This is a genomic window from Acidipila sp. EB88 (assembly GCF_003858395.1).
Classification (GTDB): Bacteria; Acidobacteriota; Terriglobia; order Terriglobales; family Acidobacteriaceae; genus EB88.
On the sequence record NZ_QWEV01000005.1, the window covers coordinates 3,458,467 to 3,473,076 of the forward strand.

Genomic DNA, 14,610 nt, shown 5'->3' on the forward strand with positions numbered 1-14,610 from the left:
ACTTGGCTCCTGGGCGATGCATGCGGAGGAAATACGGGCCGCCGCAAAGGTGTATCTCTGCGGCGGCCCGGAAGTTAGAACTGGATGTTGGCGCGCAGCTCAACGTTGCGCGGGCTGTTCGCCGTGGTGTTGGTCGTGCCGAAGGTGGTGGCCTGCACGCTGTTTGTGGCCGTACCGTTTGTTGTCATGCCCGTCCAGGCAGTGTGGTTGAAGGCGTTCAGGAATTCGCCCTGGAGCTTCAAGTTGATCTCGTGATGAATGGGCACCGTCTTGCTGACGGAGAGATCGGTGTTGGTCCACTTGGGAGCATGCAGCCACATCAGCGTGCCGATCTGACCCGGAGTCTGCTGGGGGCTGATATATGCGGGATTGGCCTGCCCATTCGCCCCGATGTACTTGGGATCGAAGTAGCTGACCCATGGCGAGCCAGCTACGTGGCGCACGCGTACCTGTTTCTGCAACTGGGCCACGGTCACGCCGGTAAGCGCGATGCCCGAGTCGTTCTGGTTGAAGGTAGAGGTGCCGCCGCTGAACAGGAACGGATAGCCGCTCTGGTACGTCACGATGGCGCCCAGCGTCCAGCCGCCGATCGTACTGTTCGCCAGCTTGCTGTCGTGCAGGAACGTGCGGCCCTGGCCGAACGGCAGGTCATAGGTGCCGCTCAGGTGGAACACGTTGCGCACGTCGAAGGTGCTGGGGAAGTAATTCAATGCCTTGTTGCGTAGCGTGAAGAAACCAGGGGCGCTGCCCGATCGACCACCGTAGAGGCCCGGAGCAGTGCTGCCCTGCACGCTGGTGCCCAGCGACTTCGAGAGCGTGTAGTTTGCGTCGAACTGCGCGCCATGCATGGGCCGCTGGCGGAAGTCGAGCTGCAGTGAGTTGTAGTTGGAGAAGCCAGCATTGGTCATCTCCAGAGTGCTCTGTCCCGTGGCGAATGGGTTTTCCTGGAAGAAGTTGCTCGGGGCGGAGCCGCCGCCGATGTAACCCGCCGTGGCGCACGGGGCAAAGCCGGCGCCCACCAGCGAGCACAGGTACGCCGCGTTGCCAGCCAGCGCTGTGGCAAACGCGCCCGCCTGCCCCTGCTGCAGGTAAGTGATGAACTGGCCGTTGGTGTAGTTGGAAGCACCGCCGGCGTTTGCGAAGGCCTGGTTCAGGATAGGCGTCGGCAAAGTGCCCTGGAACGTGGTGCCACCCGAGGCGGCAAGGTTGGCCTGTGCATTCTTGAAGTCACCAAGGAAGCCATTCTCAAAGATGTTCACCTCGTTGTAGTTCTGCGGCAGCCATTGTTTGCGCGCCACGTTGCCGACGTAACGAACCTCAAGCACGTCGCTGGCATTGAGCTCGCGCTGCACACCCAGGGACCAGCTCTCGACATACGGCTGCTGAATGTGCGGATCAAACGTAAGGAACGAGGTGCCGCTGAAAGCCTGCGAAGCCTCGGTAATGGTGCTTTGGAAAGGCGAAGGCGACGTAGAGGCGAGAGCTGGCAGTGGACCGCCGAGAATGACGGAACCCGCGTTGAACAGCCCCGCACTTGGAGTGACACCGGCGACCGGCGCCGTGGGGTCGGCGTAGAAGTAGGTGTTGAAGTTGGCACCGCTGTTGGAGCCGAAGTTCCAGAAGTTCTGCGCGCCTTCCGTGTAGTTCTTGAACGTGTAGCTGGCGCGGATCACGCTCTTGCCGTCGCCCAAGATGCGGCCAAGCGGCCCGTCGGAGCCGTGCGGGTTCCAGGCGATGCCGAAGTTCGGTTCCGGGTGAACGTAGGTGGGGGCATAGGCTTCAGAGCCGGGGCCCTCGACAGGGTTCTGCTCGCCGCTGAGGGTTCCGGGCTTGAAGATGTTGCCGACACCCGAGGGGCCCCACAGCGCGGCAACTGTTGGATGGGTGTAAAAGCCGGTCTCATCCTTGGACGCGCCGGTGAAGTCCCACCGCAGGCCGACGTTGATGGTGAGCGAAGGTGTGGCGCGCCAAGCATCCTCCACAAACAGCGCGGTCTGGTTCAAACGCTCATGCAGGTTGAAAGACACGCCCGGGCTGAACTGCTTGGTCTGCGCATTCACGAACTGGCCAAGGCTGTAGTACGTCATGCGGCCGGTGAGCGTGGCATACAGGCCTTCGACGTCGCTCACAGCCGAGGTCGGTCCATCAGCGACCGGTGTGGTGAGTGCGTCGGTGACCGGGTCACCGGTCGAGATGCCATCCACTCCGATATAGGGAACAAACTGGTTGTTGTAGTAATGATCGATCTCGGTGGCAGACGAAACGCCGAACGAAATGTTGTGGCGGCCATGCACCCAGGTGCTGTCGTCCTTGACGCTCAGCACGGGGTACAGTGAGCCACCGCGCAGGGAATTGAAGCCGTTGACGCCGCTGGTCAGGCCGAATCCGAAGGCGAGCTGGCCCTGTTCCGTCATGGCTGCGGTGGGTGTATCCACACCCTGCGTGTTGTAGAGGAAGCCGGTGTACAGATACCCGACGCGGAAAGCATTCACCAGAGTAGGGCGGATGTTCCAGTCAAAGCCGGCGACCGCCTGGTAGTTCCGTCCTGCATTGCTGTAGGCCTGGTTGGAGTAGAGGGGGCCGGGAAATGGCGGTGCACCGGCATTGGTGTAGTAGGCGTTGGACTCATTTACCGAGCCGGTCAGGCGAAAGTCGGGAGTGACGTTGTAGTCCAGGCGCAGGGTGGGATACCGCTGTGCGATGCTCTCGTGCACGGGGAACTCGAGAGTGTTGTGATTCAGATCAAGCGTGCTCTGTGTCACCCCCGCCATTGAGTAGGTCGAGGCGATGTTTGCCAGGTCGCCGGCGATGATCGGGTTGACCGTGCCGGAGCAGTTACCGCAACCGACCGCGCTGGCACCCGCCTGCAGCACGTTCACAGTTTTGGTGGCAGTCGAGCCCGTAGGCACGTAGGTATAGTTGCCAGCGAGCGCCGCGGGAGTAGCCACCACGGCTGTGCCCGTGTAGGTGAGCGGCTCGCGGAAGTTGGCGAGCGAGGCGAAGAAGAAAGCCTTGTTCTTAAGGATGGGACCGCCGATGCTCGCGCCGAAATCATTGATGATCTCTTTGCTGCGGCGCTGCCCGACGAAGTTGTTGTACCAGCTGTTGGAGTTCAAGGCGTCGTTGCGATAATCCTCGAACAGCCGCCCATGAAACTGGTTGGTGCCGGAGCGGGTGACAAAGGCGATGTCCATTACCGAGGTGCCGCCTTTGCTGGCATCGAGCTCGCCCGCCTGCACCGTCATTTCCTGCACATCCTCGATCCGGTTGACGGTGGAGGAGCCGGCTGTATCAAAACCGCCGCTCTTGTTCCTGTTTGCCACGGTGGAGAAGCCGTTGCTGCTGACGTTGACAGCGCCGCCGGGCAGGTTGTTGATGTTGCCGGCAAGACCGCCCTGGGGCGCAAGGGCACCGGGAACAAGAAACGCGAGCGAGAACACGTCACGGCCCTGCAGTGGGAGGTCCTCGACCTGCTTCAGGTCGATCGTGGTGGAGAGGGTGTTGTCAGTCGTCTGCAGGAGCGGGCTATTCTGCGCAGAAACCGACACACTTTGTGTGGATTGCCCCACGGCTAGCTGGACGTTAAGGTTGGTGACCTGGTTGGTCTGCACCGTGACGACCGGATAGACGGCGGTGTCGAAACCCTCCCGGGACACGGTGACGCTGTATTGCGCCGGGTTCAGAAAGGGAACCGTAGCTGTGCCCGCGCCCTTGGTGGGAACGGTGTGCACGTCGTTGGTGCCGAGGTTTTTGATCACCACCTGGGCACCGTCAACCACGGCCCCTGCTGCGTCCTGCACCGTGATGTTGATCGAACCGGTGGAGAGGTCCTGCGCGTGGCCGGCCGAGGCGCTGGCGAAGAGGCAGGAAACGGCAAGCGGCGCGATCGAGAGCAGGGATGGCATGGCGCTGCTCCCGCGGTGCAACTGGATGCCGACGTCAGCGCACTTTGGCGTGGACTGGCTGCGAACCACCCTGAGTGCTCGTTTGTACATTCGCCTCATCGTTTCCTCACTGTGTCTTGCTGGAGTGGAGTTCTGTCACGGCTGCGGGGCGCAGCGGTCATACGCTTGAAGTCAGATCAAAAATACATTTCTGCGTACAGGAAGGTTGCGACACTGTAAATGGATTGTCAAACGTTTTCGCAAGGCTAGACGTGGAGGCAGGAGTGGTGGAAGCACCCACCCGTCCTGGAAAGAATGCAGCCGCGGCTGAAAACCCCTCTTCAAGTCGTTTATTTGCACGGGTGAAAGCTAGAGGTACGGCGGAAGGATCTTGCGGCCCCGTCGATCCGGGTGCAGCGGTCTGGGTGTTTTCGGCTGCATAGCTGGTCCCTTAGTGGGGCGACACGATCGGGCGAGAACATTTGATTGACAGCCGGACGGAGATCTTCCAAACTGTTCGCACACGAAATTGTATCCATACGTATCACGAGAAAGAAGCTTGCCTCCTCTAACCTCTCTCCGCCGCCGTGTTCCTGCCCTTGTGATCCTGGGTGTCCTCGCCTGTGTTGCTACCCAGGCGCAGGTCGTGTCGCATGATGATTTCGCGCATGCTCTTGAAAAGAATGCAGCGTACCGTAAGGCGGCCGGCATGCTGCCGACCACCGCGCATTGGATCGAGAATGCCCCGATTGCCTGGTGGGAAGAGACCGATGGCACCGCGCACGAGTACGTGCTCTATAACGCCCAGGCATCGCAGCGCTCCACTCTCGACAAGGCAAAGATCGCGAGCTTTGTGAATGCCCGACCTGCGAGTGCTCCCGCAGCGAAGCCCACGGCTGCGGCAGAACTGGTGTTACGCAACCTGAGGTTTGAGGACGCAGGAAATCGATTCGTCTTTGCCGCGCAGGGTGGCGGCCACTGGAACTGCACACTTCCGGCCTACGATTGCAAACTCGAGGCCAGCCACCACGACGAGGACGAATGGCCCGAGCTGCCCGGCTTTGAGGGCAACGACGCTCAGCGTGCCGTTGTCTCACCGGATGGCAAGTGGGCCGCCACCATTCAGAACTACAACGTGTATCTGCGTCCGAATGGAAGCACCGAGCCGCCCGTCGCATTGAGCACAGAAGGCACAGCCGGGGACTACTACCAGCGCAGCGACCTTGCGTGGTCGCCCGACTCCAAACACCTGCTGGCGCGGCGTGTGCTACAGGGCATGCGCCGCGAGGTGCACTACGTGGAGAGCTCGCCCGAAAGCCAGCTACAGCCCCTTGCTTCCTCGCGCTTCTACGCCAAGCCCGGGGACGTGGTGGACCGGGAGTTGCCGGTGCTGTTTGACCCCGCGACGAAGAAGCAGACCATCCTGTCCACCGAACTCTTCCCCAACCCTTACGAAGTCCGCGACTTTGAATGGCGCAAGGACAGCTCGGCTTTCACCTTTGTGGACAATGAGCGCGGCCACCAGCGCCTTGCTGTGTTGGCCGTCGATGCAAACACGGGCGCTGTGCGTCGCATCCTCGATGAGACCAGTCGGACCTACATTGAGTACACTCCGCTCGACCCTACGCCGACCGGCACCGGCAAGTTCTACCGGCACGACGTGAACGATGGCGGCGAGATCTTGTGGCTGTCTGAGCGCGACGGCTGGGCTCATCTTTACCTGTTCGATGGGCACACGGGGCAACTCAAGAACCAGGTCACCCATGGCGACTGGGTGGTGCGTGGCGTTGACCGGGTGGATGACGCGAAGCGGCAGATCTACTTCGAAGCCAGCGGCGTCGATCCAAAGCTTGATCCGTATTTCACCCAGGGCTACCGCATCAACTTCGACGGCACTGGCATGGTGCCGATGACCGAAATGCCCGCAAATCATGAACTGGCCTACTCGTCCGACGGCACGTACTACATCGACCGCGCGTCGCGGATCGACCTTGCACCGGAGCTTGCCCTGCGCCGGGTGAGTGATGGCAGCGTTGTGACAACCTTGGCCAAGGGCGACCTTGCTGCACTGAAAGCTGCCGGCTGGACGCCACCCGAAGTTTTCGTGGCCAAGGGCCGCGACGGCAGGACGGACATCTGGGGCATCATCTCCAAGCCCGCGCACTTTGACCCGGCGAAGCACTATGCCGTGGTGGAAAACATCTACGCCGGCCCGCAGGGTTCGTTCGTGCCCAAGAGCTTTTCCTCTCGCATCGATCCGCTTACCGAGCTTGGCTTTGTGGTGGTGCAGATCGACGGGATGGGCACTAACAACCGGTCCAAGGCCTTTCACGACGTGATCTGGAAAAACCTCAAGGATGGCGGCTTTGCGGATCGCATCCTGTGGCACAAGGCGGCAGCGCAGAAGTACCCTTGGTATGACGCGACCCGCGTGGGTATCTATGGAACCTCCGCCGGCGGCCAGAATGCCATGGGAGCACTGCTGTTTCACCCCGAGTTTTACAAGGCGGCGGTCGCCAACAGCGGGTGCCACGACAACCGCATGGACAAGATGTGGTGGAACGAACAATGGATGGGTTGGCCAATCGGTCCTGAGTATGCTGCTTCTTCCAACGTGGTGAATGCCTCCCGTTTGCAGGGCCGACTGATGCTCGTGATGGGTGAGATGGACAGCAACGTGGACCCATCGAGTACGCTGCAGGTGGCGAATGCGCTGATCAAGGCGAACAAGGATTTCGAGTTTCTGGATGTGCCGGGCGGCGAGCATGGAGCCGGCGGCGAATATGGCGAGCGGCGACTCCTGGACTTTTTTGTGCGCTCGCTTGGAAACCAGAACACGGTGAACTGGAACGCCACCGTGGCGGAGAAGGCTAAGTAGAGCGGGAGAGAGCGTTATGGCACATCAAGGTTCGTTGACACGCAGAGGTTTTCTGGCCAGCGCCACAGCCGCCGGCAGCGCAACGCTGCTGGCGCGCCTGGCTGGTGCGCAAAAAGCAGTCAGCCCCGCTGCGGATGTAGCAGGCAAAGACCTCACCGCGTCCTCGGTAGAGAAGGTAGCGTGGAAGGCCAGGCCATTTCCTCTAACAGACGTGCGCCTTCTGCCGAGCCAGTGGAAAGATATGATGGAGCTGAACCGCGGCTTTCTCTACTCCATCCCCAACGACCGGCTCGCGCATAACTTCCGCATGACGGCAGGCATCGCCACGGACGCGACGCCGCTCGGTGGTTGGGAGGCGCCCGACTGCGAACTTCGCGGTCACTATGTGGGCCACTATCTCTCGGCTTGTGCCCTGATGCACGCCAGCACCGGCGATGCGGACCTCCGCGACAAGGCGAACGCGCTGGTGGCCATGCTGGCCGAGACACAGGCGAAAGATGGCTACCTGGGTGCCTACTCGACCGCCTCCTATGACAAGCTGCGCAAACATGAAAAGGTGTGGGCGCCGTTTTACACCTACCACAAGATCATGGCCGGCTTGCTCGACATGTATGAGCACACCGGCAATGCCCAGGCATTGGCGATGGCCGTGCGCATGGCCGACTGGGCTGACACGTACAGCGCGTCGTTTACTCCGGACGAGTGGCAGAAGGTGCTGCTGGTTGAGCAGGGCGGCATGAACGAAGCCGCGTTCAACCTTTACGCCATCACCGGCAAGCCGAAGTACCGCGACCTCGGCTACCGTTTCGAGCATAAGAAGATTTTTGAACCACTCGCCGCTGGTGAAGACAAGCTAGGCGGCAACCATGCCAACACCAATATTCCAAAGGTGATTGGTGCGGCGCGCGGCTACGAGTTGACCGGCGACGAGCGGTACAACCGGATCAGCCGCAACTTCTATCGCGATATTGTGGAGCACCACAGCTACAACACCGGTGGCACCAGCAACGGCGAGTTCTGGCAGAAGCCAGACGAGATCTCCACGCAACTGGGTGCGGCCGCGCAGGAGTGCTGTTGCGCTTACAACATGATGAAGCTGTCGCGCCACCTCTTTGGACAAGAACCCGATGCGGCGCACTTCGACTACTACGAGCGCATGATGGTGAACGTGCGCCACGGCACGCAGGATCGCAATGGCATGCTGATGTACTACGTGCCGCTCGAGCCGGGCAAGTACAAAACCTTCGGCACGCCGTATGACGCTTTCTGGTGCTGCACCGGGACCGGTAGCGAGGAGTACGCAAAGCTGAACGACTCGATTTACTTTCACGATGACGACTCCGTCTTCGTGAACCTCTACATTCCGTCCCGGCTCAGCTGGGTCGACCGTGGGCTGGGGATCGAGATGACAACCAAGTACCCAGCGGCCGAAAAGATCACGTTGCGTGTCACCTCGGCTCCAAAGCAGGCGACTGCGCTCAAGCTGCGCATCCCTTACTGGGCGACTAAGGGCGCGACGATCCGCATCAACGGTGCGGAGCAGACCGTGCCTGCCACACCGACCAGCTACGCGCGGCTCGAGCATGCCTGGCAGGTGGGAGACGTGGTGGAGCTTACGCTGCCCATGTCGCTGCACATGGCGTCTGCGGCAGACGATCCAGCGGTGCAGGGAGCCATGTACGGCCCACTGGCGCTGGCAGTGTTGATGGGACGTGAGGGCCTGAGCACTGCCATGATCTACGGCGACAGCGGTCCGTTCGATGGCGGCCACGGCATGCCGCTACCAGAGGTCCGACAGGGCGGTGTCTGGTTGGAGCAGGCGGAAGCAACGAACGAATATCCGCTGCGATTCCGCAGCTCCGGTCCCGGCATCGCGCACACGCTGGTGCCGCTGAGCCACATCACCGATGAGCGCTACTCCGTGTACGTGCGCAACGTAGCGGGCTAGAGCAGGGAACACCCGGGCAAAGCGCAGGCATCCTTACCGGCAGCCGGCGTCAACAATTGCACCAGAAAGTACATGCTTTGCAAAGGGCGCCGGCTCGATCGGCGCCCTTTTCCATGGTTGCTTCCCGTGGCAGTGCGCTCGCGCTTTCCGCTGAAGAGTCTGCATGCGACTGTTGCAGATGGGCATACCGGCAAACTGGTAAAGTGAGGCATTGGAGTTTGGACCAGGTGTGGGTGGAAGCGAAGTGCATCGCAGCGAGCCAGCAACAGTGGTCAGGGTAAATGCGCGGCGTGCCGACGCAAGTGTGAAGTGGGGCATCCGCAGTACTGATGACGATGGGCTGCCATCAGCGGCGCACGTGTGCCTTCTGCGCAGGCGCCACACCACCCGATGAGTCCTCGTCCATCGCATGGTTTCGCCTTGCTTGTGCTGTGCGTTTCCTGTACCGCGCGCATGTATGCTCAGGATGCGCCGCCGACTCCCGTGCGCGAGTCACTCGTGGTACTCGGAAATCCTGCACCGGTCAGTGAGGGCGAAGCCGCCCGTACTGTAACCGCGCTCGACGCACAGCAGTATCCGCTTGCTTACCAGACTGTGGAAGAGTACCTGCGTACCGATGCGGCTGTTGACATAGAACAACGCGCGCCCGGCGTTATGTCGGATATCTCTGTGCGCGGGGCCTCGTTTGAGCAGACGCTTGTGCTTCTGCGTGGCATGCGCATGGATGATGCAGAAACATCGCACTTCAATCTCGACCTCCCGGTGCCGCTGGAAGCGATCGGCGATATCGACGTCCTGCATGGTGCAGGCTCAACGCTGTACGGGTCGGACGCCATCGGCGGAGTGGTCGCCGTAGATACATGGAAACCCCAACACGACACCGTAAGGACGCGTGCAGGGGGCGGAAGCTTTGGCGAGAATGAGCAGGCGCTGCTGATCGCGGCCCTCGGCCGGCAATGGGCAGGGACCGTTGCGGGAAGCCGGGACTTCTCGAGCGGCTTTATCAGCGATCGCGATTACCGCAGCGAGCAGGCGAGCGCGGAGTCCTGGCTCACGACGAAGCTTGGGACCTCGAATGTGCTTCTTGCAGGCGATGACCGTGCCTTCGGCGCGGCACAGTTCTATGGCAACTATCCATCCTGGGAGCGCACCAAGGGTTGGTTCGCCACGCTTGAACAGCCGCTTGCCGCGCATACAGATGCGGCCGCAGCGTTCCGTCGCCATTCTGACATCTACGTTCTCGAGCGGGATGATCCCTCGTTGTACAAAAACCAGCATGTGGACTGGGGCTACGAGGGTTCTGTGCGCGACCAGCGCGCACCGTTCAAAGACGTGACCCTGCTCACCGGACTGGAAGTGCTTACTGACCAGATCAAAAGCACCAACCTTGGCGACCACGGAAGGAACCGCGGTGCCGGCTATGGCGACCTCGAGTGGCGCGTTCCCGGGCGTGGATCCATCTCCGCAGGCTTTCGTGAGGAGATCTACAGCGGAGGCCGCGCGGTCTCAAGCCCCACTGCCTCGGCTACGCTGTGGTTGCCGCACTCCGTCAAATTGCGCTCGTCGATAGGTTATGGATTTCGGATCCCCACGTATCTTGATCTCTACTACAGCGATCCGACTACACTCGGCAATGCAGGATTAAAGCCGGAGTCTGCATGGAACTACGAGGGCGGGGTTGACTGGTATGCCACAACCCGCGTTGCTGCAACGCTTACCGGTTTCTACTCCCGGCAGAAGAATACGATCGATTACACGCGCGTTTCCAGCGCTGATCCGTGGCAGGCCAGCAATCTTCCCGGCCTCCACTTCGCGGGCGTAGAGGCTGCCCTCGATTGGCATGCGCGCCCTACCCAGGCCATTAAGCTTAGCTGGGCACTCCTTGCCGGCGCGCAAAGCGCGTTGCATGGGCTTCAGTCAGAGTACGTATTCAACTACCCGGTAAATAACGGTCGCGCGGAATGGACGTGGGATGTAAGCAGGCAGGCAGTGCTGCAGACACGGGTGGCCGTCGTCGAGCGCTACCAGCAGTCTCCCTACGCCGTCTGGGACGAGTCGCTGGTGCGCGAGCGCGGCCGCGTGCGGCCCTACCTGCAGCTGCGAAACCTGTCCAACACCGGCTATGACGAAGTGATCGGCGTACGGATGCCGGGCCGTGCGTTGGTCGGCGGCCTGCAAGTGGTACTCACGCGCGACAAGTGAGTCGCTGAGAGAACGCAGTATCTCGACTGTGCCTGCTTCCTGATTAGGTCACCGGCAACTGGTGTGTGAACAGGTCAACCACACTATGCGGCGTGTCGTTGTTGAAGAACAGCCTCAAGTTGCGATCAGCCTCGGCGGCGGCTGCGGCGCTGCGGGGAAACAGTTCCTGTTCATAAGCCGACAAGGCCGCTTCTGCATCGCCCGTATGCGCGACGATGGCTTTCGCCAGTTCCGCGCCATCGTGCATCGCGAGGTTCGCGCCTTCGCCTGAGAAAGGCGACATCAGGTGCGCCGCGTCGCCAAGCAGCGTGACGCCAGAAACGCGATCCCATCGGTGCCTGATCGGGAGCGCATACACAGGACGAAGCACGGGCACAGTCTCCGTTGCAGTCAGCAGCGCTGTAAGTTCCGGAGCCCATCCATTGAACTCGGCAACGACATGCGCGAGGGTGGACGCGGCATCGGAAAAGTCGATCTGCCCAATCCATTCTTTCGGTTTGTTCAGCGCCACGTACGCGTGCAGCGTCGCCGGGGCCTCTCGATGGGCCATGATCCCTCTGCCCGGAGCAAGCGCCATCATCGTGCCGCTGCCCACTGCCTCTGCACTTGCCCGGTGACGCGTGTCGCACTCGAACAGGAACGTCTCGATAAAGGATGTACCCACATATGCTGGCTCCTCGTCGGAGAGGAGCGGACGCACTTTAGACCACGCTCCGTCTGCCCCTATTAGCAGACTCGTTTGCACATTGGAGCCGTTTGCGAACTGCACCTCATGTTTCCCATCGCCAAGAGCACACACGGCTTTGACCTTGGACCCCCAGCAGACCGTACCGGCAGGCAGTGACTGCAACAGGATGCGCCGCAACTCGCCGCGCGGCACCTCCGGGCGGCCTCCATTGCCCTTGTCGGGTTGGTGGAGGAGGACATTTCCATCTTTGTCGAGAACGCACTGCGATTCAGCCTCTGGCTGAACGAGCTTGCGAAACTCCTCAAACAGGCCGGCTGCTTTCAGTGCAAGTTGACCGTTGTGTTCGTGTATGTCAAGCAGCCCGCCCTGCGCCCGATCGTTCGCGGAGGCTTCCGCTTCGTAGACTGTTGCGGCAATGCCGTGCACGTGAAGAACGCGCGCAAGTGTCAGGCCGCCGAGGCCCGCACCAATGATCGTGATCGGAGCATGCATAGTCGACCCTTCCTGGTTCCGAGCCTGCCTAGAAGAAGCAGAAGCCCATGGAACACTGTTCCACAACTATGGAACGGCGTTCCACTTATGTCAAGATGGAATATGCATCCACAGGGAAGCGGCAAGGCTGTGAACATCAAACGACGCGGGTATTCGCTTTCAAAGGAGCGCATCGTCGAGGCAGCCGTTGAAATCCTGGATGAGGGCGGCGCAGACGGCTTAACGTTTCGCAGCCTGGCCACGCGGCTCGCTACTGGCCCGGGTGCGCTTTACTGGCATATTCATAGCGGCGATGATCTGCTCGTCGCCGCATGCGACGCTATCATCGCCCGCACCGTTGAAGCGTGCGAAGCCTCCGCGGCAGAGGGCATGGAGCCGCAGGAGGCGATTCGGCGCTTATCATTGGCAACGTTCGACGCTATGGACGCGCATCCCTGGGTGGGCTCGGCATTGACACGGGCTGCCGGGCAACTGCCTGTGGTGCGTATCGTCGAGGGCCTCGGCCGGCAGATCAAGGCTCTCGGTGTGCCGGAGGAGGAGCACTGGATGACGACATCCGCACTGCTGAGCTTTATTCTTGGCGTCGGCGGACGCAACGCGGCCAACGGGCGCATCGCGCGCGTCGAAGGTTTAGACAGGGCCGAGTTTCTGGAAGCTACGTCCGCTGCCTGGTCGCAGCTTGATGCTGAGCTCTACCCGTTTGTGCGCAGCATGGCCGCGCCCTTACGGACTCATGACGATCGCATGGACTTTCTCGCCGGCATTGACCTCATTCTGCAAGGCATTGCATCAGCGCGAAATCGCTGAAGCCTGAAGAGGTCACGCAACACGCCGTTATGCGCGCAGTCGCCCGGGCGGCACTGTTCAGTCTCGGCGCGCTTGCGGGTTAGGTAGCTGCGCCGTATCTTCTATGCGATCGACCTGCCCGTGCCGCAGGAAAAGCACAGACTCAAGAGCTGAAAGTCCGCGGCTGTAAAGATAGCCTTGTGCCTGGTCACAGCCGTAGCCGAGCAGAATCTTTCGCTGCTCCTCGCTTTCGACCCCTTCCGCCGTTACCTCGAGCCCGAGGCCGGCGCCGAGCCCTATTAGCGCCTGCACTATTTCCTTGCTGTCGCGATCGCTGACGAGCCACTCGATGAAGCTGCGATCGATCTTGATCGTGTCCACCTTGAAGTTGCGCAAGTGGTACAAGCTGGAGTACCCAGTTCCAAAGTCGTCGAGCGCGATGCGCATGCCACTCTGCCGAAGTGCGCCCAGGATCTTCTGCGCCGACGCCATGTTGCGCACCAGCGCACTTTCCGTGATCTCAAGTTCAAGGCGCGACGGTGGAAACCCCGCTGCCGCGAGAATGCCGAGTATGCGCCCAACCACTCGTTCGTCGTTAAGGATGGTCGGTGAAAGGTTGAACGCCAGTCGCACATCCTCGGGCCATCCAAGCGCGTCCATGCAGGCACAGCGCAGGAGAGATTCGGTAAGTGGCCCGATCAGGTCGACCGCCTCAGCGATGGGTATGAAGCGTCCGGGTTCGATGGGGCCGAGAGTCGGGCTCGTCCAACGGGCCAGGGCCTCGAACGCGCGAATCCTGCCGGTGGCAAGATCCACGAGCGGCTGATAGATAGGGCGAATGGCATGCGTGGCGACGGCTACACGCAGCTCCTGCTCCAGAATGTCGCGCTCGCGAATACGCGCATCCATCTCTGCTTCAAAGAAACACAACGTGGAGCGGCCTTCCTCCTTCGCCCGGTAGAGGGCTATGTCTGCTCTCCGAAGGAGGTGCTCGGCACTCACGCCATTCAGGGGGCAAAGCGCGATGCCGATAGAGACACCCACCTTGTGATCGCGACCGTTCACACGAATCGGTTGCTCGAGTTGCTCGATGAGACGCAGCCCGAGGCTCGTCGCGGCTTCCGGGCCATTCAGGTGGGTTCCAAGCACGCCGAACTCGTCGCCGCCTAAGCGGGCGAGAAGATCGCCCTCTCTCAGGGCGGCTGAGAAGCGTGCTGCCACCTGGATTAGGAGTTGGTCACCTGCGGCGTGGCCGGCCGTGTCATTCACATGCTTGAAGCTGTTCAGGTCCAGCAGAAACAAGGCATGGCATGCGCCTAGCCGCGGCGCCGTCTCGCCGGCCATCTTCAATGCATCTTCAAACTGGCGTCTGTTGGAAAGTCCAGTGAGTGTGTCCTGGTAGGCGAGCGAACGTATCTCGCGCTCGGCCGCCTGGCGAAGCCCTGCTTCCAGTTTGTCGCGCAACAGTCGCTGGATGGCCCAGGTAAGTCCAACCACCAGGACGGCGATGACACCGAACAACTCGTCCACTTCAAGCGAAGTGGATCGCACCAGCCAGTTGTCGGTCCTGCGAAATATGTCGTAGTTGCGCCCGATGTACAAAGCAACGAAGGTCGCTGCCGCAACCAGCGTAAAGTTTCTCTTCGCAGTGCTGGAAGAGCGGACTTTAATCCCTGAGGTGCTCGGTCGCCGTGGAGAGCTCGTCACTGTACTCCTTAGCTCAATCCTTTTC

General features: G+C 61.1%; 7 protein-coding genes. 4 read left to right on the plus strand and 3 right to left on the minus strand.

Going from position 1 to position 14,610, the window contains the following annotated elements:
- Positions 1–74: 74 nt before the first annotated feature.
- Positions 75–3,905, minus strand: coding sequence for a TonB-dependent receptor (locus D1Y84_RS14655; RefSeq protein WP_124849352.1), 3,831 nt, complete (start codon positions 3,903–3,905; stop codon positions 75–77).
- A 538-nt stretch (positions 3,906–4,443) separates the two neighbouring features.
- Here D1Y84_RS14655 and D1Y84_RS14660 point away from each other — a divergent pair.
- The 3 genes from D1Y84_RS14660 to D1Y84_RS14670 all read left to right on the plus strand — a co-directional run bounded on the left by D1Y84_RS14660 (position 4,444) and on the right by D1Y84_RS14670 (position 10,912).
- Positions 4,444–6,762 carry a S9 family peptidase gene (locus tag D1Y84_RS14660; protein WP_233581440.1) on the plus strand — a complete coding sequence of 773 codons (2,319 nt, stop codon included), beginning with the start codon at positions 4,444–4,446 and terminating at the stop codon, positions 6,760–6,762.
- Between the two features lie 16 nt (positions 6,763–6,778).
- Complete coding sequence (locus tag D1Y84_RS14665) at positions 6,779–8,710, plus strand: glycoside hydrolase family 127 protein (RefSeq protein WP_124849353.1); 1,932 nt, start codon at positions 6,779–6,781, stop codon at positions 8,708–8,710.
- A gap of 390 nt (positions 8,711–9,100) precedes the next feature.
- Entirely contained in the window at positions 9,101–10,912 is a 1,812-nt protein-coding gene (locus tag D1Y84_RS14670; protein WP_124849354.1) for a TonB-dependent siderophore receptor, read from the plus strand.
- Positions 10,913–10,955: 43 nt separating this feature from the next.
- Here D1Y84_RS14670 and D1Y84_RS14675 read toward each other — a convergent pair whose 3' ends face one another.
- Positions 10,956–12,092: an NAD(P)/FAD-dependent oxidoreductase gene (locus D1Y84_RS14675; protein ID WP_124849355.1), complete on the minus strand. Its 1,137-nt coding sequence runs from the start codon at positions 12,090–12,092 to the stop codon at positions 10,956–10,958.
- Positions 12,093–12,194: 102 nt separating this feature from the next.
- Between D1Y84_RS14675 and D1Y84_RS14680 the strand changes: the two genes are divergently transcribed.
- A complete protein-coding gene (locus D1Y84_RS14680; RefSeq protein ID WP_124849356.1) occupies positions 12,195–12,899 on the plus strand; it encodes a TetR/AcrR family transcriptional regulator in 705 nt (234 codons plus the stop codon).
- 57 nt (positions 12,900–12,956) lie between these two features.
- On the opposite strand, the gene D1Y84_RS14685 is transcribed toward D1Y84_RS14680, so the two are convergent.
- Positions 12,957–14,585 (minus strand): bifunctional diguanylate cyclase/phosphodiesterase, encoded by a 1,629-nt coding sequence (locus D1Y84_RS14685; RefSeq protein WP_124849357.1) that lies wholly within the window; start codon positions 14,583–14,585, stop codon positions 12,957–12,959.
- Positions 14,586–14,610: the final 25 nt, after the last annotated feature.

Excerpts from the sequence above, each read along its gene's own strand:
- D1Y84_RS14655 (WP_124849352.1), bottom strand. The coding sequence starts at position 3,905 with ATGCCATCCCTGCTCTCGATCGCGCCGCTTGCCGTTTCCTGCCTCTTC.
- D1Y84_RS14665 (WP_124849353.1), top strand. The coding sequence starts at position 6,779 with ATGGCACATCAAGGTTCGTTGACACGCAGAGGTTTTCTGGCCAGCGCC.
- D1Y84_RS14670 (WP_124849354.1), top strand. The coding sequence starts at position 9,101 with ATGAGTCCTCGTCCATCGCATGGTTTCGCCTTGCTTGTGCTGTGCGTT.
- D1Y84_RS14675 (WP_124849355.1), bottom strand. The coding sequence starts at position 12,092 with ATGCATGCTCCGATCACGATCATTGGTGCGGGCCTCGGCGGCCTGACA.
- D1Y84_RS14680 (WP_124849356.1), top strand. The coding sequence starts at position 12,195 with ATGCATCCACAGGGAAGCGGCAAGGCTGTGAACATCAAACGACGCGGG.